Origin of the sequence: Streptomyces sp. NPDC052109 (assembly GCF_040680195.1) — a bacterium.
Classification (GTDB): domain Bacteria; phylum Actinomycetota; class Actinomycetes; order Streptomycetales; family Streptomycetaceae; genus Streptomyces.
Genome location: NZ_JBFAWF010000001.1, coordinates 187,317 through 209,953, shown reverse-complemented (window position 1 = coordinate 209,953; position 22,637 = coordinate 187,317). Strand labels below are relative to the sequence as shown.

Sequence of the window (22,637 nt, the reverse complement as noted above, 5' to 3'; positions counted from 1 at the left end):
GGTTCCGACCGGGTCGCGGGGGCTAGCGGAAGACCGAGGGCGGTGGGGCCGGGGAGGCCGCCGCCGTGTCGTCCGTCACGGGGAGCGCACCGCCCGGGAAGTCCGTGAGCGCCTTGCCGTGTTCGACCCGGCCCGGGTGCTGGCCGGAGGCGGCGCGGCGGGTGAGTTCGGCCAGCGGGAGAGGGGCGTCGGAGGCGACCAGGACGGCGTTGCCGAAGCGCTTGCCGCGCAGCACGGCCGCGTCGGCGATCAGCGCGAGTTCGGCGAACCGGGCGGCGGCGGTGGCGATCTGGCCGCGCAGATGGGCGAGCGGCGGGCCGTCGGCGAGGTTGGCGGCGTAGACACCTGACGGTTTCAGGGCCCGGCGGACGTCGTCCAGGAACTCGGTGGAGGTGAGGTGGGCGGGGGTGCGGGCGCCGCTGAAGACGTCCGCGATGATCAGGTCGGCCCAGCCGTCCGGCACCTTGGCGAGACCGGCCCGGGCGTCCGCCGACCTGACCCGGATCCGCGAGTTCGGCTCCAACGGCAGTTCCCGCCGGACCAGTTGGACCAGTTTCGCATCCCGCTCGACGACCTGCTGGGTGGAGCGGGGCCGGGTGGCGGCGGTGTACCGGGCGAGGGTGAACGCGCCACCGCCGAGGTGCACGGCGTGCACGGGCCCGCCGGGCGGCGCGACGAGGTCGATGACATGGCCGAGGCGGCGCTGGTACTCGAAGGAGAGATACGTGGGGTCGTCCAGGTCGACGTGCGACTGGGGCGCGCCGTCGATCAGCAGCGTCCAGGCGCGACGGCGGTCGGGGTCGGGCACGAGCTGCGCGAGCCCGCCGTCGACCGCCTCCACGACGGCTTCGACGGCGGTCGACCTGCGCCGCGCCTGCCGCGCGCTCCTGAACCCGCCCATCGGACCATTGTCGCAGGCCGTCCTCGCGGGCGCCTCACGGGCAGCCGGCGGTCACCCGGCCCCACGGCCGCCCGGACCGCCTCACCGGCAGTTGTCGGCCGCCGCGATCAGCCGGGCCGCCTCACCGAGGGCCCGGCGCAACCTCACCGGGTCCGTGGCGAGGTCGGCCTCGCCGGGCGGCAGCAGCCAGCCCGAGCCCTCGACAGGCGGCTCCGGGTTCAGCCTGAGTCCGCGCCCGTCGGTCTCCGTGCAGGTGCTGCCCGGCACGTCCCAGCCGGCCGCCGTGCCGGCCGGAACCAGAAAGCCGAGGGTCGCGCAACCGCCGTCGTGCAGAACGGGCCCCACCGCGTCGCCGGAGCCGCGCCGCAGGATGTCGACCGCCTCGAGGCCCTGCCGGGCCGGCACCGTCACGAGATCGCATGCCGATGCGTCCGCGTCGTCTCCCCCGGCCGACGACGGCGACGTACAAGGTTCGTTGCTCTGGCTGGTCTCCATGCCGGCCTCCACCACACAGCCCTGTTGCGGTCCATGGAATCCAACGCGCGAGCGCGTCAACGGCCACGGCACAAGTGCGCCGCAAAGGATGGCACTTCATGGCAGATCGTGGATGAGATATCCGGTTTGTAGCCAAACACAGCGTGGCGGGTCCTTCACAGCAGGTACGTTCATGCCCGCCGGAACCAGGGCGTCACTCGGACAACTCGTCCCGAATCCGCCCCGGATCCGGCACGGTTCGACGGTTCGCACGAGAGGACCCGGCCATGGCGTCGTCAACCGTGACCTCGTCACAGCCCGAACGGCCACCCCGGCCGAACCTCGCCTTCCGGCAACTGCGCGGCAGGCGCTCACCAGCCGAGTTCGCGGCGCTCGTACGGCGCGCCGCGCGCGAGATCGGTGAGCGGGTGAGCTGTGACGCGCGGTACGTCGGCAGGGTCGAGGCGGGCGAGATCCGCTGCCCGAACTACGCGTACGAACGGGTGTTCCTGCACATGTTCCCCGGTCGCACGCTCGCCGACCTCGGCTTCGCGCCCCGCTCGTCCGTCCGCGGCCGCGCGGCGCGTACGCCGGCGGAGGCACCGGAGGAAGGCGTCGCCGCGGAGGCGTCCGATGAGTCTCGGGGGGCACTCGAACCGTATGACGCGCAGGACCCGTACGGCGCGCCAGAACCGTACGCGAAAGACCACCTGAACCACGAGGAGAGCGACGTGCTGCGTCGCGCATTCATGACCGGCGGCGGCGCCACTGTGGCCGCCGCCACACTGGGCCCGATGGGGCTCACCACGAACGCCGCGACGGCGGTCCGGCCCGCGCGCCGCCCCGGCGCCCCCGAGGCGACCGCCCTGGAGGAGGCCGTCCGCCGCATCCGACTGCTCGACGACCGGCACGGCGCGGACGGCCTCTACCGCCGCGCGGCGGCTCCGCTGCGCGCGGCCTACGCGCTGCTGGACGCCGGGGCGACCCGGCAGACCACCGCCGACCGGCTGCACTCGGGCGCCGGTGAACTCGCCATCTCCGTGGGCTGGCTGGCGCACGACTCCGGGCGCTTCGACGACGCCCGCTCGCACTACGCGGAGGCGTTGGCCACGGCCCGCATGACGGGGGACCCGGCGCTGGAGGCGCACGCCTTCTGCAACACCGCGTTCCTGGCACGGGACGCCGGCCGCCCCCGAGAGGCGGTCCGCGCGGCCCAGGCCGCCCAGCGCGCCGCCGCTCCGCTGGGCTCGGCGCGCCTGATGTCGCTGCTCGCGCTGCGTGAAGCCGGCGGCTGGGCGGGGCTCGCCGATCGCACGGGCTGCGAACAGGCACTCGTCCGGGCCCAGACCCTCTTCGCCCGGGGCCGCTCGGACGCCGACCCCGAGTGGATGAGCTTCTACGGCGAGGCCGAGCTGGAGGGCCTGGAGGCGCAGTGCTGGTCCACGCTGGGCGACTGGCGGCGGGCGTCCCGGCACGCGCGCCGGGCGGCGCATCTGCAGGATCCGCACTTCACGCGGAACATCGCTCTGTATACGGCCGAGCTGGCCGACGACCTGGCACGTGAGGGTCGTCCCGACGAGGCGGCCGCGGCGGGTCTGCGGGTGCTGGCCCTGCTGGACCAGGTCCAGTCCTCGCGTATCCAGGGGATGCTCGCGGGGACGGCTCGGGTGCTTCTGCCGCACCGGCGGGCGTCGGGTGTGTCGGAGTTCCTGGACCGGCACGCCGCCATGCCGCGAACGGGGCGGGCCTGAGGGCGGTCGCCCCGGTCCGTGGGCGCGTTGTGGCCGGCCGCTACCCCGCCAGGTGGCCCGTGTCGTTCCAGCTCTCGATCGCCGGCTCGTCGTAGGCCCAGCCGAGGACGGACAGCGAGGTCGGGTTCAGACGGATGCGCGCGGCGAAGTCCAGGGGCAGGCCCAGCCAGCGGGCGCCGATCGAGCGGAGGATGTGGCCGTGGGCGAAGACCAGGACGTCACGGTCGGCGGACCGCGCCCACGCCACCACCTCGTCCGCGCGAGCGGTCACGTCGGCGATGCTCTCGCCCCGCGGCACCCCGTCCCGCCAGATCAGCCACCCCGGCCGCACGGCCTGGATCTCGGCCGGCCTCATGCCCTCGTACGCGCCGTAGTCCCACTCCACGAGCGGGTCCCAGGAGGTGGCCCGGTCCCCGAAGCCGGCCAGTTCGCAGGTCTCCCGCGCGCGTGCGAGCGGACTGGTGCGCACCTCCGCCCCCGGCAGCCCGTCCAGCGGCGCCCGGTGCAGTCGCTCGCCGAGCAGTTTGGCTCCCCGCCGGCCCTCCTCCAGCAGCGGTACGTCGGTCCTGCCGGTGTGCTTGCCGGACAGTGACCATTCCGTCTGTCCGTGCCGGGCCAGCAGGATGCGCGGTGCCATGGGAGACCTTTCCGGGAGTGGACGCCACACGGACGCCACGAAAACAAGAAGAGAGGACTTCCCCATCATCGCTCACCCCCGGTCGGGGCAACCCGGCAGGCGGTCTCGGCGTCTTTGTGGGCGTCTTTGGGTGCCGGAGGGCTCTCTTGGGCGAGATACGGACACCGTAAAGTGGCACGGTCGCCGTCCAGGGCGCGCCGCACAGCAGAACGGGGAGGGCGATCGGATGCCGCAGACCGAGACACCGGGCACCGAAGGGGCCCCGCGTACCCGGCTGCGCTGGTGGACCGAGCTGCCTCTGATCCTCCTGGTCTACGGCTGTTACTCGGCCGGCCGTCTCCTCGCGCGCGGTGACGTGCGCACCGCCGTCGACCACGGCCTGTCGATCCTGCGCCTCGAGAAGGCCCTGCACCTCAACGCCGAGCACCCCCTCAACCGGCTGTTCACGCGCGAGCCCTGGCTCGGTGTGCCGGCGGACTTCTGGTACGCCTCGCTGCACTACCTGATCACGCCCGCCATCCTCGTCTGGCTGTTCCGGGCCCGCGCCGAGCACTACCGGCGGGCCCGCACCTGGCTCATGACGTCCACCTTCATCGGCCTGATCGGCTTCACCCTGCTGCCGACCTCCCCGCCCCGGCTGCTCTCCGCCGGGCAGGGCTTCGTGGACACCATGGCGCGCTACAGCTCGTACGGCTGGTGGGCCGGGGACGCGAGCGCGCCGCGCGGCATGGGCGGGATGACCAACCAGTACGCGGCGATGCCGAGCCTGCACGTCGGCTGGGCGCTGTGGTGCGGGGTGATGCTGTGGCGCCACGGCGGCACCCGCCTGGCGAAGACCCTCGCCGTCGCCTACCCGCTGGGCACCGCGCTCGTGGTCATGGGCACCGCCAACCACTACTTCCTGGACGCGGTCGCGGGGGTCGCCGTGATGGGTGTCGGCCTCCTGCTGGCGCCGCAGGTGATGCGGGCTCTGGACCTGCTCCGGGCCCGCCTGTTCCCGCGCCGCACACCGGTCACCGGGCCGGCGGGTTCCCCGATTGTCAGTGCCGGATGCCAGACTTCCGCGGGTGAGCGAATTCCACGGCAGCGCGAGTCGCGGCTCGACGCCGGGGCCGAACCGGACACCTCCCCCAGCGACACGGGAGAAGGGGCTCCGGCACCGGCTCGCTGAGCTGCGCGGTCCCGACGTACCGGCCAAGGCCCTGGACGCGCGCGCCCTCGCGGCGCTCGCCGCGAACCCCGGGTGCGCGCGGCGGGCGATCCTGGACGGCGCCGGGGTGGACAAGGCGCGGCTGGCGAGCGCGCTGGGCGCGCCGTCCGCTTTCGGGCAGTCGCAGTTCGCGCTGACCCGGGGCAACGCGTTCGAGGCCAGGGTGAAGGCGGACGGCGGCGCGGAGCTGCTGCGGCTTGCGCACGCCCGTCTCGATGCGGGCGCCGAACCGCCGGGCGCGGCCGCCGTACCCGACCTGACCGCGCACGGCCCCGAGGGGCGTACGGCCCGTACGGCGCTGGCGCTGCGGAAGGCCACGGGTGCGGGCGGCTGGACACTCCTCGACCATCCGATGCTGGCGCTGGACGTGGCCGGCTCGCTCGCCTTCCTGGAGCCGGACGCGGTGGTGGTGCACCCGGACGGCAGCTGGTCGGTGGTGGAGATCAAGTCCTTCCCGATGCTGGACGGTTCGGCGGACCCGGCGAAGGTCGGCGCGGCGGCCCGCCAGGCGGCGGTGTACGTCCTCGCCCTGGAGGAGGTGGCCGCACGCCTCGATCCCGTGCCGGTCGTACGGCACCGGATCCTGCTCGTGTGCCCGAAGGACTTCTCCAACCTCCCCGCCGCCTCGGCCGTCGACGTCCGCAAGCAGCGCGCGGTCACCGCCCGCCAGCTGACCCGGCTCACCCGGATCGAGGAGATCGCCGGCGCCCTGCCCGAGGGCACGTGCTTCGCGCCCGACCGCAGTGCCGAGGAGCTGACGGCGGCCGTGGAGACGGTACCGGCGACCTACGCACCCGAGTGCCTGTCCGCGTGCGAACTGGCCTTCCACTGCCGGGAACGCTCCCGCGAGGAGGGCGCCGTCACCCGCCTCGGCCGGCCACTGCGCGCGGAACTGGGCGGTCTGACCACGGTCGGGGACGTCCTCGCGGCGGCCCACGGCCGGATGGGCGACCCGGACGACCCGGCCGTCGCCGCCCTGCGCCGGGCGGCGGTCCTGCGCGCCGAAGCACTGGCGGAGGCCTCATGTCCCTGATCGCCACCCTCGCCCGGCTCGAGGCCGTCAGCCGCGACCGCGCCCAGCCCACCGCGACCGTCCGGCACCGGCATCTGTCGGAGCGCCCGCTGGTGTTCGTGCCGCTCACCACCGCCGGTGAGGCCGGTGCTCCGCTCGGCGCGCTGGTCGGCACCGACCGGGACGCCCCGCGCCTGCTGGTCGTACCCCAGCCCCGCGACCGCGACCTGCGGTTCTCCTTCCTCGCCGACCTGGCCGACGTCGTCCTGCCGTACATCGACTCCTACGCGGACTCCGTGGAGGCGGCCGAGCGCACCGAGACCGACCCGGAGACCGGCAGGCGGGTCAAGGTCGAGGTGGAGCTGTGCGCGGACGCGCCCCAGCTGATCGTGCCGAGCCGGGCCGGCCTGGACCTGGTACGGCTCCTCGGCCGCTCGATGCGTTTTCGCCGTACCGCCGAGCAGGACCCGGAGGCGCCCTATCCGGCGCCGCCCCGGGTGCCGCTGCTCGGCCGCTGGCTGACGCACTACGGCGAGCGTTCCCGGGTCCCCGGCTCCTCCCTGCTCCTCGCCCTGACCGAGGTGCTGTCGCAGCACTGGGCGACCGGCCAGTCCAGCCTGGAGGACCAGCACCTGGGCGCGCTGCTCGCCTGGATCGACCCCCCTCAGGGCGAATCCGGCGCCGCGGCCGCCCGTCGGGCCGAGCTCGCCAGGGACTCCGCAGGGCAACTGCTGTGCCCGCCGGCCGGCCCCGCGACCGACCCGGCGTTCGACAACAAACTGCTGGCCCCGGCGATCGAGCGCTACGACCGCGCGCGCACCGCCCTCGCCGCCGCCGAGGACGCCCTGGCCGCCGACGACCGGCTGGCCGCGCTCACGGCGGCCGAGCGGGAGATCCGCGCCCTGGTGGGCAGCCGCACCCTGCCCACCTGGGACGCGGTGTGGCGGGGCCTGGACCTGCTGCGGGCGCTGCCGCCGGGCGCGCATGTCGAGGAGCGCTGGACCCGCGACCGCTGGTCCTTCACCGGCCACCGGGACCGGGTGCTGGCGGGCGAACCGCCGCAGCCGCGCCGGGACGACGCGGTGACCGCGGCGAACAAGCTGGCCACGCGCGAGCGCGAGCAGGCCCGGGTCGAGGCGCAGGAGGCGCTGGACGACCCGCTGGTGATGGCGGGGCGGCGGCTGGCCGGGGAGGCGTTCGCGGGCGAGGTGACCGATGTCGTCATGGCCTTCAGCGAGGGCAAGCGGCCGAGCCCACGTCCCCTGGTGACGGTCCGCACGGACGACCGGCCGTATCTCGCGGAGCGCGCGAAGGTGTACCGCTCGCTGGCCGGCAAGCCGCAGTCGGCGGAGTTCGTGGGGTACGAGGACGCCTCGGACGGCAGCGTGCTGGTCCTGCGCGTCCTGGACAGGATGGGTCGGGGCAAGGAGCCCGAGCCCGGTTCGGTGCCGGAGAAGGGCGACCGGATCTGCTTCACCCTCTTCGAGCACGAGCAGCGCGGCGGGGCGAAGCTGCCCGCCCCGGAGGAGACCCCGTGGACGCACGGCGGGCCGCCGGGTGAGCCCGCGCCGGAGGCCCCCGACACCGTGACCGAGGAGGACGTGCTGTGACGACGGTCGACTTCGATCCCGGAGCCGCTGCCGCCCGCGCCACCGACGCGATCCTCCACGACACCCTGCACGGCACCGAGCGGGGCGTGGTCGTGGACTCCCCGCCCGGCGCCGGCAAGTCCACGCTCGTGGTCCGCGCGGCCCTCGAACTGGCCGACGCCGGACGCCCGTTGATGGTCGTGGCCCAGACGAACGCCCAGGTGGACGATCTCGTCCTGCGGCTCGCCGAGAAAAACCCGGACCTGCCGGTCGGCCGGCTCCACAGCAGCGACACCGACCCCTACGACAAGGCGTTGGACGACCTGCCGCAGGTCCGCACGTCGGCGAAGGCGGCGGACCTGAACGGCCTGCCGGTGGTCCTCTCCACGGCCGCGAAGTGGGCGCATGTCAAGGTGGACGAGCCATGGCGGCACGCGATCGTGGACGAGGCGTACCAGATGCGCTCGGACTCCCTGCTCGCCGTGGCCGGCCTGTTCGAGCGGGCGCTGTTCGTCGGCGACCCCGGCCAGCTGGACCCGTTCGCGATCGTCGGCAGCGAGCAGTGGGCGGGCCTGTCGTACGACCCCTCGGCCTCCGCCGTGACCACGCTCCTGGCGCACAACCCCACGCTTCCGCAGCACCGCCTCCCGGTCTCCTGGCGCCTGCCCGCGTCCGCCGCGCCGCTGGTCTCCGACGCGTTCTATCCGTACACGCCCTTCCGCAGCGGTACGGATCACGGCGACCGGCGGCTGACCTTCGCGGTCCCGTCCGACGGCTCCGGCCCGGACCGGGTGGTCGACGAGGCGGCGGCAACCGGCTGGGGCCTGCTGGAGCTGCCCGCCCGGCACACCCCGCGCACGGACCCGGAGGCGGTGCGGGCCGTGGCCACGGTCGTGCGCCGTCTGCTGGACAGAGGCGGCGCGGCCCTGTCCGAGCGCTCGCAGGCCCCCGCCCCGCTCACCGCCGACCGCATCGCCGTCGGCACCGCCCACCGCGACCAGGCGGCGGCGGTCCGCACGGCGCTCGCCGACCTCGGCGTGGCGGACGTCACGGTCGACACCGCGAACCGTCTGCAGGGCCGGGAGTACGACGTCACGGTCGTCCTGCACCCGCTCTCCGGCCGCCCCGACGCCACCGCCTTCCACCTGGAGACGGGCCGCCTGTGCGTCCTGGCCTCCCGGCACCGCCACGCCTGCATCGTGGTCTGCCGCGAGGGCGTCGGCGACCTGCTGGACTCCTACCCGTCCACGGAACCGGTCCAGCTGGGCACCCTGGTGAAGTTCCCGGACGGCTGGGAGGCGAACCACGCCGTGCTGGCGCACCTGGCGGAGCACCGGGTGGGGTTGCGGGGATGAGGGCCCCTTGCGTTCGCGCGGGACAATGGACGGTGGCCCACCTGAAGGCGGGGCCCAGCGAACCGTACGAGGAGGAGACGAGACATGGCGGAGCCCACGCCGCGTCGTAACGAACCGCGGCTACGCCCCGCGCCCCTGCTCTTCGAGCCCGCGGAGGCGGCCGGCGATCCCGAGCACTTCTTCGATCTGGAGTCGATCGAGGATCCGCGGGCACTGCTGGCCCGGGCCACGGAACTGACCCAGGCGTTCCGCGCGGCCGCCGACCGCGCCGTGGAGTTCCAGGCCATCGCGGCCGCCCAGCTCGCCGACCCGCGCCGGTTCGACCGGCTGACCCCGGCGGACATCGCCGAGCGCGCGGAGTGGACCGAGGACTACGCGAAGAAGATGGTCGAGTTCGGGCGGGACCTGATGCGCGGGAACGCCGAGGGGCGGACGTCCCCCGACCCCGTCTGACCCAGGGCCGCGCCGACCCGGCCGCCGCGTGTAACCCCGTATGGCATATGCCAGGCGGGCAAGATACTCCTCCCTCAGCGGCTCTGTCCCGATTTTCGGCAACTCAGAAGAACGGTTCGCTCACGCCCGGTACATCTGGATCCATGAGCAGCGAACCGAACGTCACCCGAGCCACCTCCGACGGCGTCGACTGGCTCGCCTCGGCAGGCGCGTACCCGCCAAGCGCGCCGGCCCTCGGGGAAGAGCGCCCCGGCAGCCCGGCGGTCCTGCCCTGCGGCACCGTCTTCGACGTGGTGAGCGCTCCGGCGATCTTCGGCCGCCGGATGCTGGACCGGCTGTGGCAGGACGGCCCGGGCTCCGGCCCGGTGGCGGTGTTCCGGGGCCGTGTGCTGCTGTTCGCCGCGCCGGGCACGGCCCAGCGGCTGCCCTCGCTGCTGGCCTGGGAGGAGTGGGGCTCGAATCGTGCGGAGGCGGTGCCGCCGCTGCTGTGTCACGGCACCGGCGACGCGGTGACCGTCCCGGCGCCGGCCGGCGGCGACACCCCCGGCGAGGCGCGCTGGCTGGTCGCCCCGGACAGCCGGCACCCGTGGCTGCCCGGGCCCGAGGTCGTCCTCTGGGCGGCCGTGCGGGCAGCCCGCGCGGCGGTGCGCATATCGATTTTTCCTCCCGCCGACCAGGGTGCTAAGGTCTACGACGTCAGCAGGCGCCGCTAGCTCAGTTGGTTAGAGCAGCTGACTCTTAATCAGCGGGTCCGGGGTTCGAGTCCCTGGCGGCGCACAGTGGCGATGGCGAGGCATGTCCGCAGAAAGCGGGGAATGTCTCGCCATCGTTGTTTTTGCGCGACTTCGCCGCGTGCTGTGGGGGCTTCGCCAGCCCACACCCCCGTCGGGTCGGTCCAGCGGCCCCGGCCCGCACGCGCACCGCCCCGGTGACCGTGGGCCGCGAGCGCGCCTCCCCCGTGATCGCGGGCCGGAAGGTCAGCCGCTCACCCGCGGCGTGATCCGCACCGTCCAAGCCCCCGAAACCGTTCTGCCCTCCACCTCCACCTGGACGTGCTCCCCGGGCACGGTGAAGCTCTCGCCGAGGGCGACCGGGGCGTCGGCGAGGGGTGGGTAGACCGAGTTCTCCCAGCAGGCCTCGGTGTGCGGGTGGGCGTCGACGACCTCCACCGGCCCGCCGCCGGACTCCGCGCCGCTTCTGACCCGGTACACCAGCACCCCCTGCCGGCAGGAGGCCCGGTCGTTCCCGGCCGGGCCGCGGGCCTCGAAGCCCAGGGCGCTGTCGGGACCGGTGCGCACGACCGCCAGCTTGACCCCGTGCCCGAGGCCGAAGGCGGGGGCGCCCGCCGCGCCCTGCACCGGGACGCCGAAGCCGGCCTCCAGCGGCTCCAGGGTCAGCCGGGTCGGCCGCGCGCCGCGCACGCACACCACCTGGCGCGGATCCAGCCAGCCCAGCTTCCACTTGTGCCAGGCGAACACATCGGGCGACAGTCCGAACTGGCTGCCCATCAGGTCCCAGTCACCCACATGGGTGTCCCAGTCACCCTTGCCGTCGACCGGACGGTGGTAGAGGTCGGGCAGATCGAACATGTGACCGGTCTCGTGGGCGAGGACGAGGCGGTCCGGCGGGTGCTTCTCGAAGACCGTGACGACCCGGCGGACGTCCGTGCCGTCCAGGTGCACCGGTGTGTCGAGGTTCACGACCTTCGTGGCGTCCGAGTCGACGCCGGGCGCGTCCGGGTCGGCGACGAAGTACACGACGCGGTAGCGGGAGAAGTCGACCTCCTTGTCGGCCACGGCGAACGCGTCCCGCAGATAGGCGGCCCGGTCCTTTGCGCTCCAGTCCCGTTTCATGGCGTAGGCCGCGGACGGCCGGGGCATGCGCAGCCAGTGCTTCAGCGGGTGCGGGCGCAGCGTGAAGCGGCCGTAGGAGGCCTGTTCGAAGTAACGGCTCGTCCCCGGGAAGTGATCGGCGGTCAGCTGGGCGGGGGTGGTGCGTGGGACGGCGTCCGGGAAGGAGAGGAAGATCAGCACGGCGTCGAGCGCGCCGATCGGGCGGGCGTAGTCCGGGTTCCAGGTGTCCACGCCCTCGGAGTGGTGGGCGTCGGTCCGGTGCAGGGCGCACGGGGCCGTGGAGAAGGGCTCGGCGACCGACGGGCCGGAGAAGATCGATGTCGCGGCGAGCGCCGACAGCGTGGTGCACACGGCGGCGGTGCTGCGCAGCTTGGGCACGGATGACCTCCGGGAGCGGTTCTCGGGACCGCAACCAGATTGCTGGTATTTGTCGCTCTATGCCCTGTTCACCTGCACCACAAGGGTGAGCGCGCCCCCCTGGCGCGCCCGCGCGCTCCGGCGCCCGACACCCCGAAACACTCACGGAACGTCACAACTGGTCGGGGGCCTGAAGAACCCGCCCACGTGCGGGCAGAAACGATCTGTCAGAAACTGTGCTCCGTCCGGGACACTGGAGAGTGGCTGGAAGGGCCCGGGGCCAGCCTCTATGATCGGCACACTTTCCGGCACGGACAGGCACGGACACAGATCGAGTGCACTGCGGGAGCGAGCGGTGAGCGGAACGTCCGAAGGGCCGACGCCCGCGGCAGACCTCGACCGGTCAGCCGTCACAGACAGTGACCACACCACCTACCACCGTGTCTTCGCGGCTGCCCCGCTCGCCATGGCCGTCGTGGACCGCGCGGGCCTCGTCGCCGGCGCGAACGCGGCCTTCGGCGAGCTGCTCGGCACGGATCCGGACACACTCACCGGCCGGGTCGCCGCCGACCTGGTCGACCTGGCCTCGGACGCCCGCAGCTGGCACGCCTACCGCGAGGTCCTGCGCGGCCGGCAGGCGCGGCTGCGCTGCACCCGCCGGCTGAAGCATCCCGAGGGGCACTCGGTGTGGGTGCAGGTGACCGTGGCACCGCTGGGCGGCGAGCCCGGCGTCCTGCTCTCGGTCGCCGACATCGGCGCCCGCCGTGAACTCCAGGCGCGGCTCAGGCACTTGCAGATGCACGATCCGGTGACCCGGCTGCCCAACCGCACGTTGTTCTTCGAGCGGCTGTCCGCGGCACTGGAGGCGGAGGCGTACGAGCAGAGCGGCACCGGCCGGATCGGCCTGTGCTACCTGGACCTCGACGGCTTCAAGGCGGTCAACGACACCCTCGGCCACCGGGTCGGCGACCGGCTGCTGGCGGCCGTCGCCGAGCGCCTGACCCGGGTGGCCGACGAGGCCGGCTACGCCCGCGCCGTCACCCCTCTCGTGGCCCGGCTGGGCGGCGACGAGTTCGCGCTGCTCGTGGAGGACTCCACCGGCACCGAACAGCTCGCCGATCTCGCCGAGTCGGCGCTCAAGGCGCTGGAGGAACCCTTCGATCTGGCCGGGCAGCGACTGTCGTTGACCGCGTCCATCGGGGTCGTCGAACGGCACGCGGCGGGTACGACGGCCACGGGCCTGATGCAGGCGGCGGACACGACCCTGTACTGGGCGAAGGCCGACGGCAAGGCCCGCTGGACCCTGTTCGACCCCGAGCGCAACGCGCACCGGATGACCCGTCAGGCCCTGTCCTCCACCCTGCGCCCCGCCATCGAACGCGGCGAATTCGCGCTCGAATACCAGCCGTTGGTGGGCATGGAGGACGGACGCCTCTCCGGGGTGGAGGCGCTGATCCGCTGGAATCATCCTCAGTTCGGCACACTGACGCCGAATCGGTTCATCGGACTGGCCGAGGAGGACGGCTCGATCGTCCAGCTGGGCCGCTGGGCGCTCGCCACCGCCTGCCGCCAGGCCCGCCGCTGGCAGCTGGACCATCCCGCGGAGCCGCCCATCTTCGTCAGCGTCAACGTGGCCGTACGGCAGGTCTGGGACTCCGACCTGGTGGCGGACGTGGCGGCGATCCTGGCCGAGTCCGGGCTCGCCCCGCATCTGCTGCAGCTGGAGCTGACCGAGTCGGCGGTGATGGGCTCGGCCGGCCGGCCGCTCCAGGCCCTGCAGGCCCTGAGCGACATGGGCGTGCGCATCGCCATCGACGACTTCGGCACCGGCTACTCGAACCTCGCCTACCTCAGCCGGCTCCCGGTCTCCACGCTGAAGCTGGACGGTTCCTTCGTGCGCGGCTTCCAGTACGAGGCCGACCAGGACCCCGCGATCGCCCCCAACCCCGCCGACGAGGTCATCGTCGAGGCGATGATCCAGCTCGCCCACCGGCTCGGCATCACTGTCACCGCCGAGTGCGTGGAGACCTCGGCCCAGGCCACGCGGCTCCGCCGCATCGGCTGCGACACCGGCCAGGGCTGGCTGTACTCCCGCCCGGTGCCGCCGGATCGTATCTCCGAGCTGCTCGACACCCAGGCCTACGCGGCCGGCAAGCCGTAGGCGTCCGCGATCAGCTCGTAGGAGCGCAGCCGGAGTTCGCCGCGGTGGGCGTGGGAGACGAGCATCAGCTCGTCGGCGCCGGTGCGCTTGTGGAGGTCGTCCAGGCCGGCCCGGACCTCGTCGGCGGTGCCGTGCACGATGTTGGACGTCCAGGAGGTGATGAACTCCTCCTCCATCGGGCTGAACTCGTGCTGCTCGGCCTCGTCCGGGTCGGGGAAGAGGCCGGGCCGGCCGGTGCGCAGCCGGAGCATGTTCAGGGCCATCGCCCGGGTCTGGCGGCGGCTCTCGCGCTCGTCGTCGGTGGCGAGGGCGGAGACGCCGATGAGGGCGTACGGCTCGTCGAGCACCGCGGAGGGGCGGAAGGTCTGCCGGTACAGGTCCAGGGCCGGGATGGTGTTCTGCGCGGAGAAGTGGTGCGCGAAGGCGAACGGCAGGCCCAGCAGGCCGGCGAGTCGGGCGCTGAAGCCGGAGGAGCCGAGCAGCCAGATCGGCGGGCGGTGCGGGGACTGGACGCCGCCGGGGGTGGTGGCCTGGACGGGGCCCGGGATCGCGTGGATCCGGCGGTACGGATGCCCGTCGGGGAAGTCGTCGTCCAGGAAGCGGGTGAGCTCGGCGAGCTGCTGCGGGAAGTCGTCGGCGCCCTCGTTCAGGGTGTCCGTACGGCGCAGGGCCGCGGCGGTGGCGCCGTCCGTGCCGGGGGCGCGCCCGAGGCCGAGGTCGATACGGCCCGGTGCCATCGCCTCCAGCGTGCCGAACTGCTCGGCGATCACCAGGGGGGCGTGGTTGGGCAGCATGACGCCGCCCGAGCCGAGCCGGATGCGGTCGGTGTGGGCGGCGAGGTGGGCGAGGATCACGGCGGGCGAGGAGGAGGCGACGCCCGGCATCGCGTGGTGCTCGGCGACCCAGTACCGGTGGAAGCCGCGCGCCTCCGCGAACCGGGACAGCTCCACGCTGGTGCGCAGCGCGTCGCCGGCGGTACTGCCCGCGCCGACGGTCACCAGGTCCAGTACGGAGAGGGGGACGGGGGCGGTCCCGTGCGTCGTGCCCCGGATCTCGTCTGCCGACACGGTGTGGGCCTCCTGTTTGTGGCGTGAGCTGTCCAGCACGCTCTAACAGGAGGCAGTCTCCGCTTATTCCGGTCGGGTCAGGCCTGCACGATCGGTTCCCTGGTGAACAGCTTCCCCAGCGTCGGCGCGTTCACCCGCCGGTCGGCGAGCCGCAGCCCCTCCCACACCGACACCTGGTTCGCCGTGAGTACCGGCTTGGACAGCGCCTTCTCCAGCAGGGGCAGATGCGCCGCCGTGTGCAGCGCGGTGTCCGGCAGCAGCACCGCCTCCGCGTCGGGGACGTCCGCGGCCCGCGCCAGCGTCAGCACGTCCTCCTCGCCCCACGTGCCGACCTCGGCGGCCGTGATGATCCCCGAGGAGCGGGTGCCGGTCACCTCCAGGCCGCCGGCCCGCAGGAAGTCCGCGAACAGCGCGGCGATGTCCTCCGGGTAGGTCGCCCCGACCGCGACCCGCCGCACCCCGAGCTCCCGGGCCGCGTGCACGAAGGCGAACGACGTCGAGGACGCGGGCATCCCGGCCAGCCGGGCGAGCGTGCGCACCTGCTCCTGGGCGCCCTCCCAGCCGTGCACGAAGCCGCCGCTGGTGCAGGCCCACACCACCGTCTCGGCGCCCGTCAGCCGCAGGCTCTCCATGCCCGCCGCGAGCCGGTCGGCGGAGCCCATCTCGCGCAGCGCCGCCACCCGGTGCGCGTCCTCACCGATGTCGGTGTGAACCACGTCCACCCGGATGTCGCTGCCGAGGAGCTGCTCGATGCGTGGATAGTCGTCCTCGGCGGAGTGGCCCGGGTAGAGGAATCCGAGTGCGGTCATGTCCAGCCTTCCTGCGTCTCTTCCGGCAGTGCGGGCGGCCAGGCACGCGCCGATTCGTCCAGCAGCGCCTGGTACGGCCCCACGGCCCGGGTACCCAGTCGGCGCAGCGCCGCCCACATCGTGACCTGGTTGGCGGACAGCACCGGAATGCGCAGCTCGGCCTCCAGCTGGGGGATCACGTCGTAGGTCGGCAGGTTGGTGCAGGAGATGAAGAGCGCGTCGGCGGTGCCGGAGCGGACCGCCTGCCGGGCCATGGCGACGACGTCCCGGTACGGCACCCGCCAGATGTGCCGGGTCAGCCCCATGAAGGCGCACCCGGTGACCTGCACCCCGGCCTCGGCGACGAAGTCTTCCAGGGCCCGGGTGACGGACACCGTGTACGGCGTGACCAGCGCGACCCGGCGGATCCGCAGCTCGGTCAGCGCCTCCAGCAGCGCCCCGGAGGTGGTCACCGGGGGCGGCGCGCCCGCGAGGCTCATCGCCGCGCACATCGCCCGCTCCCCGGCGATCCCGCCGACGAAGCTGCCGGAGGTGCAGGCGTAGGCGACGACCTCGGGCGCGACGGCGGTCAGCGCACGCACGGCGTCGCCGAGGGTCTCGTGCTCGCTCACCAGCCGGGCCAGGTCCAGGCTCACCTCGACCGGCACGAACGGGGTCCGGGTCAGATGCAGGGACACCTCGCCGGGCACCCAGCGCCACAGTTCCCGGTCGAGGGCGAAGTCGAAGGGGGCCACCACTCCGACCCCGCGCTGGGGGCGGGGTCCGCCGAGAAAGGAGACGTCCATGGCTGCCACCCTCACGCTGGGAGACGAGCGGGCAACGGATTGCGGATGCGCCCGTGTTGACGAAGGTAGGTTCGGGTGCGAGCGTGGTCAATCCGCGCATATTCCCCGCGTGATCCGCGCACGTCAGACGCTCGGAGCCGCCCCGTATGACGACCCTCCCGACCCTTCTCGTCCTGGACGCCGAGCCGCCGCCCCGGCTCGGCCGGCTCACCGGCCGCGCCCGGATCGTGCACACGGACGCCGCGCACCTGGCCGAGCGGCTGCCGCAGGCGGACGTGCTGCTGGTCTGGGACTTCACCTCGCGCGCGGTCCGCGAGGCCTGGCCGGGGGACGGGCCGAGGCCGGCCTGGGTGCACACGGCGAGCGCCGGAGTGGACCATCTCCTGGGCCCGGAGCTGGCCGCGTCCGACACGGTGGTCACGAACGCGCGCGGGATCTTCGACCAGCCGATCGCCGAGTACGTGGCGGCCCTGGTACTGGCGGTCGCCAAGGACCTGCCGCGCACGCTGGAGCACCAGCGGGAGCGGACCTGGCGGCACCGGGAGACCCGGCGGGTGGCGGGCACGCGCGCGTGCGTGGTCGGCTCGGGCCCGATCGGCCGGGCGATCGTCCGCACGCTGAAGGCTCTCGGGGTGACGACGGCGCTGGTCGGGCGGGTGCCGCGGACCGGCATCCACGGCCCGGCCGACCTGGACCGGCTGATCTCCCGCGCGGACTGGGTGATCGCGGCGGCGCCGCTCACCGAGGAGACGTACGGCATGTTCGACGCCCACCGCTTCGGCGTGATGCAGCCCTCGGCGTTCTTCGTCAACGTCGGTCGCGGTCAGCTCGTCGACGAGGCCGCCCTCGCCCGCGCCCTGACCCGGCGCTGGATCGCGGGCGCGGCCCTCGACGTCTTCACCACCGAACCCCTCCCCCCGGACAGCCCGTTGTGGGGGCTGCCGGGGCTGATCGTCTCCCCGCACATGAGCGGGGACACGCTCGGCTGGCGGGACGAACTGGGCGCACAGTTCGTGGAGTTGTACGAGCGCTGGGCGGCGGGCAGATCTCTGGTGAACGTGGTCGACAAGAAACGTGGTTACGTCCCCGGTCACTGACCCCTGGGAGGGTGCATGCAGCTCACCGACCTCACCGCCGTATCGCTCCTGGAGGGGTACCGCAAGGGCGAGTTCAGTCCCGTGGAGGCGACCGAGCAGGCCCTGGAGCGGGCGCGGCGCATCCAGCCGGAGGTGAACGCGTTCGTGCGGCTCACCGAGGAGGACGCGCTGGCACGGGCGCGGGAGTCGGCGGAGCGCTGGCGGCGGGGCGAGCCGGCCGGGCTGGTCGACGGGGTGCCGGTGACGGTCAAGGACATCCTCCTCATGCGCGGCCACCCGACACTGCGCGGCTCCAGGACGCTCGCGGAACAGGGGAGTTGGCAGGAGGACGCCCCTTCGGTGGCCCGTCTGCGCGAGCACGGCGCGGTGTTCCTGGGCAAGACGACCACCCCGGAGTTCGGCTGGAAGGGCGTGACGGACTCCCCGCTGTCCGGGATCACGCGCAACCCGCACGACCACTCCCGCACCGCCGGTGGCTCCAGCGGGGGCAGCGCGGCGGCCGTGGCGCTCGGTGCGGGTCCCCTGTCGCTCGGCACGGACGGCGGGGGCAGCATCCGCATCCCGGCCGCGTTCTGCGGCGTCTTCGGCCTGAAGCCGACCTACGGCAGGGTGCCCCTCTACCCGGCGAGCGCCTTCGGCACGCTGTCCCACGCGGGCCCGATGACCCGGGACGCGGCCGACGCGGCCCTCCTGCTCGACGTCATCGGAGTGCCGGACGCCCGCGACTGGTCGGGGCTGCCGGCCGCGCCGGGCTCCTTCACGGAGGGCCTGAAGGGAGGGGTACGAGGGCTGCGGGTGGCGTACTCCCCGTCCCTCGGCGGCCAGGTCGCGGTCCAGCCGGCGGTCGCGGCGGCGGTGCGGCGGACGGTGGCCCTGCTCGCCGACCTCGGCGCGTACGTGGAGGAGGCCGACCCCGATTTCAGCGACCCGGTGGAGGCCTTCCACACCCTGTGGTTCAGCGGCGCGGCCCGGCTCACCGAGCGCTTCTCCCCGCGCAAGCGGCAGCTGCTGGACCCCGGCCTGCGGGAGATCTGCGTCCAGGGCGCCCGGTACAGCGCGCTGGACTATCTCGCCGCCGTCGACGTCCGCATGGACCTCGGCCGGCGCATGGGCCGCTTCCACGAGCGGTACGACCTGCTGGTCACCCCGACTCTGCCGGTGACCGCGTTCGAGGCGGGCCCGGAGACACCGCGGGGCTCGGCGCACCGGCGCTGGACGGGCTGGACGCCGTTCACCTACCCGTTCAACCTGACCCAGCAGCCCGCGGCGACCGTCCCGGTGGGGGCGGACGGGGACGGCCTGCCGGTGGGCATGCAACTGGTCGCCGCCCGGCACCGGGACGACCTGGTGCTGCGAGCCGCACACGCGTTGTACGAGGCCGGGGCGGTGACGGCGCCTTCCCTGCTTCCCTGAACCAGCGGGCGCCGAGCATGCGGCCGCTGCCTACCCTGCCCCGCGGCCCGCACACCACCGGTGAGCCGGCCCACGCCTGGGGACTTTCGCCCCACACCGGTACCCGCCCCTCCTCAGGCCCGCCGGAAGGACAGTGTTTCCCCCGCCGCCCCGGTGCGCCACAGGTCGTTGCAGGCCTCGGCCATCGCCTCCAGGCCCTCGACCACCTGGCCCCAGACGATCCCGGGCACCCAGCCCACGTCGCCGTTGAGGAGCAGGTTGTTGCGCTCGTAGAACAGGGCCAGGTCGACCACCGTGCTGCCGGGGCGGACCTCGCGGTCGTAGCCGTAGGCCTTGGTGCCCAGCTCGGCGCCGGCGAAGGAGAAGTAACAGAGGTCGCCGGGAATCGGGGTGACCGTCGGGTTCTCCAGTGGGGGTTCCGTGGAGGCGAACGGCGGGAAGAGGGCGTAGATCTCGTTGCGGGCGTACTTGGCGTGATAGACGTCACCCGCGAGCGGGAGCGCCTCCCATACCGCCGCGCAGGTCAGGGGCGCGCGGTCGGCCAGCAGTCGTGCCGTGCAGTGCACGTCCCGCTTGTCGAGCGAGACGGTGACGAATCGTTCGGCCATGAAACAAGGGTGCATAGCCGGGGTGCGCTTGGGTAGCCGCGCCGCCATGGCTCCACCACTTGGGAACGACGTACACACAATACGGACGGAACGCAGACACACCCGGCGGTCCGTGCTCGGCGGCCTCGCGGCCCTCGGTGTGCTGGGCGCGGCGGGCTGCACGCGGGTCGCCGAGGCGTCCGGCAAGGAGGGCGGGGACCTGCTCCAGCGGCTCCGCGCGCAGGGCGTCGTACGGCTCGGGATCGCCGGTGAGATCCCCTTCGGGTACATCGACAGGGACGGCCATCTCACCGGTGAGGCGCCCGAGCTGGCCAAGGTGATCTTCAAGCGGCTCGGGGTGGACAAGGTGCAGCCGGTGCCCACCGAGTTCGGGTCGCTGATCCCGGGGCTCAACTCCCAGCAGTTCGACGTCGTGGCGGCCGGGATGTACGTCAATCCGGAGCGCTGCCAGCAGGTGATCTTCGCCGACCCGGACTACCAGATGCTGGATTCGTTCATCGTGCGGAAGGGGAACCCGATGGGGCTGCACTCCTACCGCGACGTGGTCGCCAAGAAGGCGAAGTTCGCCACCGGCACCGGATACGCCGAGATCCAGTACGCGGTCGAGGCCGGGTACAAGCAGAGCGACATCCTCATCGTCCCGGACCAGGTCGCGGGGCTGAACGCCGTCGAGGCGGGGCGCGTCGACGTCTTCGCCGGTACGGCCCTCACCACCCGCGAGGTGGTGAAGAAGTCCGGAAAGGCGGAGGCCACCCGGCCGTTCGCGCCGCTCGTCAAGGGCAAGCCGCACGTCGACGGTGGCGCCTTCGCGTTCCGGCCGACCGAGACCCGGCTGCGGGACGCCTTCAACGTCGAGCTGCGCAAGCTGAAGAAGAGCGGCGAACTGTTCCGCATCCTCAGGCCGTTCGGCTTCACCAAGGCCGAGATGACCGACCTCACCGCGAAGGAGCTGTGCGGCGGATGACCTCGGGACTGTGGGAACTGGTACTCAAGGGCGTCTGGACCACCGTCCAGCTGCTGGTGTTCAGTGCGCTGCTGGCCACCGCGGTGTCCTTCGTCGTCGGCATCGCGCGCACCCACCGGCTGTGGATCGTGCGTTTCGTGGCCGGCTTCTACACCGAGGTGTTCCGCGGCACCTCGGCGCTGGTGATGATCTTCTGGGTGTTCTTCGTGCTGCCGGTCGCCTTCGGCTGGCAGCTGGTGCCGATGTGGGCGGGCACGCTGGCGCTCGGGCTGACGTACGGCGCGTACGGCTCGGAGATCGTGCGCGGCGCGCTGCAGGCCGTCGACCCGGCCCAGCGGGAGGGGGGGATCGCCCTCAGCTTCACTCCGGCGCAGCGGATGCGGCTGATCCTGCTGCCGCAGGCGGTGCCGGAGATGATCCCGTCCTTCTGCAATCTGCTGATCGAGCTGCTCAAGGGCACCGCGCTGGTGTCGGTCATGGGCATGGGCGATCTCACGTTCAGCGCGAACCTGGTCCGGCTGGCGCTGCAGCAGAGCGCGGAGATCTACACATATGTGCTGCTGATCTACTTCGTGATCGCCTTCGTGCTGACGCGTCTGATGCGGGGACTGGAGAAGCGGCTGAAGGCCGGGGTCGGCAAGGACGCCGGCACGGAGTCGGCGGCGCGTGAGCTGAAGCGGGCACAGACGACCGGAGTGGGGGGTGGCGTCGCATGAAGTGGGACTGGAGCGCCGTGAGCGGTTTCATGCCGCACTTCTGGGACGGGCTGCTGGTCACCCTGGAGGCGCTGGCCCTCGGTTCGCTGCTGTCGTTCACCCTGGGTCTGGTGTGGGCGCTGCTGACGCGGATGCCGACCCGGTGGGTGCGCTGGCCGGTCGGGGTGGTCACGGAGTTCGTGCGCAACACCCCGCTGCTGGTCCAGCTGTTCTTCCTGTTCTACGTGCTGCCCGAGTGGGGTCTGACCTTCTCGGCGCTGACCACCGGCGTGTTCGCCATCGGTCTGCACTACTCGACGTACACCATGCAGGTCTACCGGGCCGGTATCGAGGCGGTGCCGGCCGGCCAGTGGGAGGCGGCGACCGCGCTGAACCTGCCCCGGAGACGTACCTGGACCGCGGTGATCCTGCCGCAGGCGATCCGCCGGGTGGTTCCCGCGCTCGGCAACTACGTGATCTCCATGCTCAAGGACACGCCGATGCTGATGGTGATCACGGTGCTGGAGATGCTCGGCCAGGCCCGGCTCTTCTCCCAGCAGCACTTCCAGTTCACCGAGCCGGTCACCGTGATCGGCGTGGCCTTCATCCTCATCTCCTACCTGGCCTCCCTTCTCCTGCGAGCCCTGGAGCGACGCCTTGTCCGTTGAGACCCGTCCACAGCCCTCCCTGACCGACGCCCAGCCGACCGAGCTGATCCGTCTGGAGAACGTCACCAAGCGGTTCGGCGAGAACACCGTGCTGGACCGGCTGAACTTCTCCGTCGACGCCGGCCGGCACGTGACCCTGATCGGGCCCTCCGGTTCCGGCAAGACCACGATCCTCAGACTTCTGATGACCCTCACCCAACCGGACGAGGGCACGATCACCGTCGACGGGGAACAGCTGTTCCCGGCGCCGGAGAAGCAGATCCGGGAGGTGCGCAAGAAGATCGGGATGGTGTTCCAGCAGTTCAACCTGTTCCCGAACATGAGCGTGCTGCGGAACATCACCGAGGCCCCGGTGCAGGTCCTCGGCATGTCCAAGGACGAGGCCGAGGAGCGGGCCCGGGAGCTGCTGGACCTGGTGGGACTCGCCGACAAGTGCGACGTCAGGCCGACCCGCCTGTCCGGCGGTCAGCAGCAGCGGGTGGCGATCGCCCGGGCGCTGGCCATGCGGCCACGGGTGCTGCTGCTGGACGAGGTCACCTCCGCGCTCGACCCGGAGCTGGTCGCAGGAGTGCTCGACCTGCTCAGGGACATCGCCCGCAGCACGGACATCACCATGCTCTGCGTGACCCACGAGATGGGTTTCGCCCGGGACATCTCGGACCAGGTACTGATGTTCGACGGCGGACGGGTGATCGAATCGGGTCCCCCGGAGCAGATCTTCACCGAGCCGGAGCAGGACCGCACCCGGGAATTCCTCAGCGCGGTCCTGTGACCGCGG

General features: G+C 72.8%; 22 protein-coding genes and 1 tRNA gene. 15 read left to right on the top strand and 8 right to left on the bottom strand.

Features of this window, described 5'->3' with window-relative positions; translation table 11 throughout:
* Nucleotides 1-22: 22 nt before the first annotated feature.
* Nucleotides 23-901 carry a fused MFS/spermidine synthase gene (locus AB0L59_RS00990; protein WP_365577843.1) on the bottom strand — a complete coding sequence of 293 codons (879 nt, stop codon included), beginning with the start codon at nt 899-901 and terminating at the stop codon, nt 23-25.
* Between the two features lie 81 nt (nt 902-982).
* Nucleotides 983-1,396 (bottom strand): hypothetical protein, encoded by a 414-nt coding sequence (locus AB0L59_RS00985; protein WP_365577841.1) that lies wholly within the window; start codon nt 1,394-1,396, stop codon nt 983-985.
* Between the two features lie 266 nt (nt 1,397-1,662).
* Between AB0L59_RS00985 and AB0L59_RS00980 the strand changes: the two genes are divergently transcribed.
* On the top strand, nt 1,663-3,126 hold the full coding sequence (locus AB0L59_RS00980; protein WP_365577839.1) for a hypothetical protein: 1,464 nt from the start codon (nt 1,663-1,665) through the stop codon (nt 3,124-3,126).
* 40 nt (nt 3,127-3,166) lie between these two features.
* Here the strand turns inward: AB0L59_RS00980 and AB0L59_RS00975 are convergent, their stop codons facing one another.
* Complete coding sequence (locus AB0L59_RS00975; RefSeq protein ID WP_365577837.1) at nt 3,167-3,763, bottom strand: histidine phosphatase family protein; 597 nt, start codon at nt 3,761-3,763, stop codon at nt 3,167-3,169.
* Between the two features lie 226 nt (nt 3,764-3,989).
* On the opposite strand from AB0L59_RS00975, the gene AB0L59_RS00970 reads away from it, so the two are divergent.
* From AB0L59_RS00970 to AB0L59_RS00940, 7 genes are all read left to right on the top strand, one after another.
* Nucleotides 3,990-4,934 carry a phosphatase PAP2 family protein gene (locus AB0L59_RS00970; protein WP_365577835.1) on the top strand — a complete coding sequence of 315 codons (945 nt, stop codon included), beginning with the start codon at nt 3,990-3,992 and terminating at the stop codon, nt 4,932-4,934.
* 1 nt (nt 4,935) lies between these two features.
* Entirely contained in the window at nt 4,936-6,006 is a 1,071-nt protein-coding gene (locus AB0L59_RS00965) for a hypothetical protein (protein ID WP_365579450.1), read from the top strand.
* Complete coding sequence (locus tag AB0L59_RS00960) at nt 5,997-7,595, top strand: hypothetical protein (protein ID WP_365577833.1); 1,599 nt, start codon at nt 5,997-5,999, stop codon at nt 7,593-7,595. The genes AB0L59_RS00965 and AB0L59_RS00960 overlap by 10 nt, the downstream gene beginning before the upstream one ends.
* Nucleotides 7,592-8,929: an AAA domain-containing protein gene (locus AB0L59_RS00955; RefSeq protein WP_365577831.1), complete on the top strand. Its 1,338-nt coding sequence runs from the start codon at nt 7,592-7,594 to the stop codon at nt 8,927-8,929. The genes AB0L59_RS00960 and AB0L59_RS00955 overlap by 4 nt, the downstream gene beginning before the upstream one ends.
* 84 nt (nt 8,930-9,013) lie before the next feature.
* On the top strand, nt 9,014-9,382 hold the full coding sequence (locus AB0L59_RS00950; protein WP_365577829.1) for a hypothetical protein: 369 nt from the start codon (nt 9,014-9,016) through the stop codon (nt 9,380-9,382).
* A 143-nt stretch (nt 9,383-9,525) separates the two neighbouring features.
* Entirely contained in the window at nt 9,526-10,095 is a 570-nt protein-coding gene (locus AB0L59_RS00945) for a hypothetical protein (protein WP_365577827.1), read from the top strand.
* Nucleotides 10,086-10,159: transfer RNA gene (locus AB0L59_RS00940), tRNA-Lys, on the top strand. The genes AB0L59_RS00945 and AB0L59_RS00940 overlap by 10 nt, the downstream gene beginning before the upstream one ends.
* Before the next feature lie 200 nt (nt 10,160-10,359).
* On the opposite strand, the gene AB0L59_RS00935 is transcribed toward AB0L59_RS00940, so the two are convergent.
* A complete protein-coding gene (locus AB0L59_RS00935) occupies nt 10,360-11,613 on the bottom strand; it encodes a M6 family metalloprotease domain-containing protein (RefSeq protein ID WP_365577825.1) in 1,254 nt (417 codons plus the stop codon).
* A gap of 334 nt (nt 11,614-11,947) precedes the next feature.
* Between AB0L59_RS00935 and AB0L59_RS00930 the strand changes: the two genes are divergently transcribed.
* The gene (locus AB0L59_RS00930; protein ID WP_365577823.1) at nt 11,948-13,753 is read left to right on the top strand and encodes a bifunctional diguanylate cyclase/phosphodiesterase; all 1,806 of its coding nucleotides are present in this window, start codon (nt 11,948-11,950) and stop codon (nt 13,751-13,753) included.
* Here AB0L59_RS00930 and AB0L59_RS00925 read toward each other — a convergent pair.
* The 3 genes from AB0L59_RS00925 to AB0L59_RS00915 all read right to left on the bottom strand — a co-directional run bounded on the left by AB0L59_RS00925 (nt 13,732) and on the right by AB0L59_RS00915 (nt 16,414).
* The gene (locus AB0L59_RS00925) at nt 13,732-14,820 is read right to left on the bottom strand and encodes an LLM class flavin-dependent oxidoreductase (protein WP_365577821.1); all 1,089 of its coding nucleotides are present in this window, start codon (nt 14,818-14,820) and stop codon (nt 13,732-13,734) included. The genes AB0L59_RS00930 and AB0L59_RS00925 overlap by 22 nt on opposite strands.
* Nucleotides 14,821-14,897: 77 nt before the next feature.
* Nucleotides 14,898-15,629 carry a decarboxylase gene (locus AB0L59_RS00920; RefSeq protein ID WP_365577819.1) on the bottom strand — a complete coding sequence of 244 codons (732 nt, stop codon included), beginning with the start codon at nt 15,627-15,629 and terminating at the stop codon, nt 14,898-14,900.
* Nucleotides 15,626-16,414: a decarboxylase gene (locus AB0L59_RS00915; protein WP_365577817.1), complete on the bottom strand. Its 789-nt coding sequence runs from the start codon at nt 16,412-16,414 to the stop codon at nt 15,626-15,628. The genes AB0L59_RS00920 and AB0L59_RS00915 overlap by 4 nt, the downstream gene beginning before the upstream one ends.
* A 146-nt stretch (nt 16,415-16,560) precedes the next feature.
* Here AB0L59_RS00915 and AB0L59_RS00910 point away from each other — a divergent pair, with 146 nt between their 5' ends.
* Entirely contained in the window at nt 16,561-17,511 is a 951-nt protein-coding gene (locus AB0L59_RS00910; RefSeq protein WP_365577816.1) for a D-2-hydroxyacid dehydrogenase, read from the top strand.
* A 15-nt stretch (nt 17,512-17,526) separates the two neighbouring features.
* Nucleotides 17,527-18,924 (top strand): amidase, encoded by a 1,398-nt coding sequence (locus AB0L59_RS00905; protein ID WP_365577814.1) that lies wholly within the window; start codon nt 17,527-17,529, stop codon nt 18,922-18,924.
* A gap of 113 nt (nt 18,925-19,037) precedes the next feature.
* Here the strand turns inward: AB0L59_RS00905 and AB0L59_RS00900 are convergent, their stop codons facing one another.
* Nucleotides 19,038-19,532 (bottom strand): DUF3830 family protein, encoded by a 495-nt coding sequence (locus AB0L59_RS00900; RefSeq protein WP_365577812.1) that lies wholly within the window; start codon nt 19,530-19,532, stop codon nt 19,038-19,040.
* A gap of 46 nt (nt 19,533-19,578) precedes the next feature.
* On the opposite strand from AB0L59_RS00900, the gene ehuB reads away from it, so the two are divergent.
* The 4 genes from ehuB to ehuA are packed head-to-tail and all read left to right on the top strand — an operon-like array spanning nt 19,579 to nt 22,631.
* Nucleotides 19,579-20,496, top strand: a complete 918-nt coding sequence (ehuB, locus tag AB0L59_RS00895) for an ectoine/hydroxyectoine ABC transporter substrate-binding protein EhuB (RefSeq protein ID WP_365577810.1) — start codon at nt 19,579-19,581, stop codon at nt 20,494-20,496.
* Nucleotides 20,493-21,212, top strand: a complete 720-nt coding sequence (gene ehuC / locus AB0L59_RS00890; RefSeq protein ID WP_365577808.1) for an ectoine/hydroxyectoine ABC transporter permease subunit EhuC — start codon at nt 20,493-20,495, stop codon at nt 21,210-21,212. The genes ehuB and ehuC overlap by 4 nt, the downstream gene beginning before the upstream one ends.
* Nucleotides 21,209-21,859, top strand: coding sequence for an ectoine/hydroxyectoine ABC transporter permease subunit EhuD (ehuD, locus tag AB0L59_RS00885; protein WP_365577806.1), 651 nt, complete (start codon nt 21,209-21,211; stop codon nt 21,857-21,859). Before ehuC ends, ehuD begins: the two co-directional genes overlap by 4 nt.
* Nucleotides 21,849-22,631 carry an ectoine/hydroxyectoine ABC transporter ATP-binding protein EhuA gene (gene ehuA, locus AB0L59_RS00880; RefSeq protein WP_365577804.1) on the top strand — a complete coding sequence of 261 codons (783 nt, stop codon included), beginning with the start codon at nt 21,849-21,851 and terminating at the stop codon, nt 22,629-22,631. Before ehuD ends, ehuA begins: the two co-directional genes overlap by 11 nt.
* Nucleotides 22,632-22,637 lie beyond the last annotated feature (6 nt).

What these genes read in the sequence shown, in the direction of transcription:
- AB0L59_RS00990 (WP_365577843.1), bottom strand. Translation starts at nt 901, where the DNA reads ATGGGCGGGTTCAGGAGCGCGCGGCAGGCGCGGCGCAGGTCGACCGCC.
- AB0L59_RS00985 (WP_365577841.1), bottom strand. Translation starts at nt 1,396, where the DNA reads ATGGAGACCAGCCAGAGCAACGAACCTTGTACGTCGCCGTCGTCGGCC.
- AB0L59_RS00980 (WP_365577839.1), top strand. Translation starts at nt 1,663, where the DNA reads ATGGCGTCGTCAACCGTGACCTCGTCACAGCCCGAACGGCCACCCCGG.
- AB0L59_RS00975 (WP_365577837.1), bottom strand. Translation starts at nt 3,763, where the DNA reads ATGGCACCGCGCATCCTGCTGGCCCGGCACGGACAGACGGAATGGTCA.
- AB0L59_RS00970 (WP_365577835.1), top strand. Translation starts at nt 3,990, where the DNA reads ATGCCGCAGACCGAGACACCGGGCACCGAAGGGGCCCCGCGTACCCGG.
- AB0L59_RS00960 (WP_365577833.1), top strand. Translation starts at nt 5,997, where the DNA reads ATGTCCCTGATCGCCACCCTCGCCCGGCTCGAGGCCGTCAGCCGCGAC.
- AB0L59_RS00950 (WP_365577829.1), top strand. Translation starts at nt 9,014, where the DNA reads ATGGCGGAGCCCACGCCGCGTCGTAACGAACCGCGGCTACGCCCCGCG.
- AB0L59_RS00945 (WP_365577827.1), top strand. Translation starts at nt 9,526, where the DNA reads ATGAGCAGCGAACCGAACGTCACCCGAGCCACCTCCGACGGCGTCGAC.
- AB0L59_RS00920 (WP_365577819.1), bottom strand. Translation starts at nt 15,629, where the DNA reads ATGACCGCACTCGGATTCCTCTACCCGGGCCACTCCGCCGAGGACGAC.
- AB0L59_RS00915 (WP_365577817.1), bottom strand. Translation starts at nt 16,414, where the DNA reads ATGGACGTCTCCTTTCTCGGCGGACCCCGCCCCCAGCGCGGGGTCGGA.
- AB0L59_RS00910 (WP_365577816.1), top strand. Translation starts at nt 16,561, where the DNA reads ATGACGACCCTCCCGACCCTTCTCGTCCTGGACGCCGAGCCGCCGCCC.
- AB0L59_RS00905 (WP_365577814.1), top strand. Translation starts at nt 17,527, where the DNA reads ATGCAGCTCACCGACCTCACCGCCGTATCGCTCCTGGAGGGGTACCGC.
- AB0L59_RS00900 (WP_365577812.1), bottom strand. Translation starts at nt 19,532, where the DNA reads ATGGCCGAACGATTCGTCACCGTCTCGCTCGACAAGCGGGACGTGCAC.
- ehuB (WP_365577810.1), top strand. Translation starts at nt 19,579, where the DNA reads ATGGCTCCACCACTTGGGAACGACGTACACACAATACGGACGGAACGC.
- ehuC (WP_365577808.1), top strand. Translation starts at nt 20,493, where the DNA reads ATGACCTCGGGACTGTGGGAACTGGTACTCAAGGGCGTCTGGACCACC.
- ehuD (WP_365577806.1), top strand. Translation starts at nt 21,209, where the DNA reads ATGAAGTGGGACTGGAGCGCCGTGAGCGGTTTCATGCCGCACTTCTGG.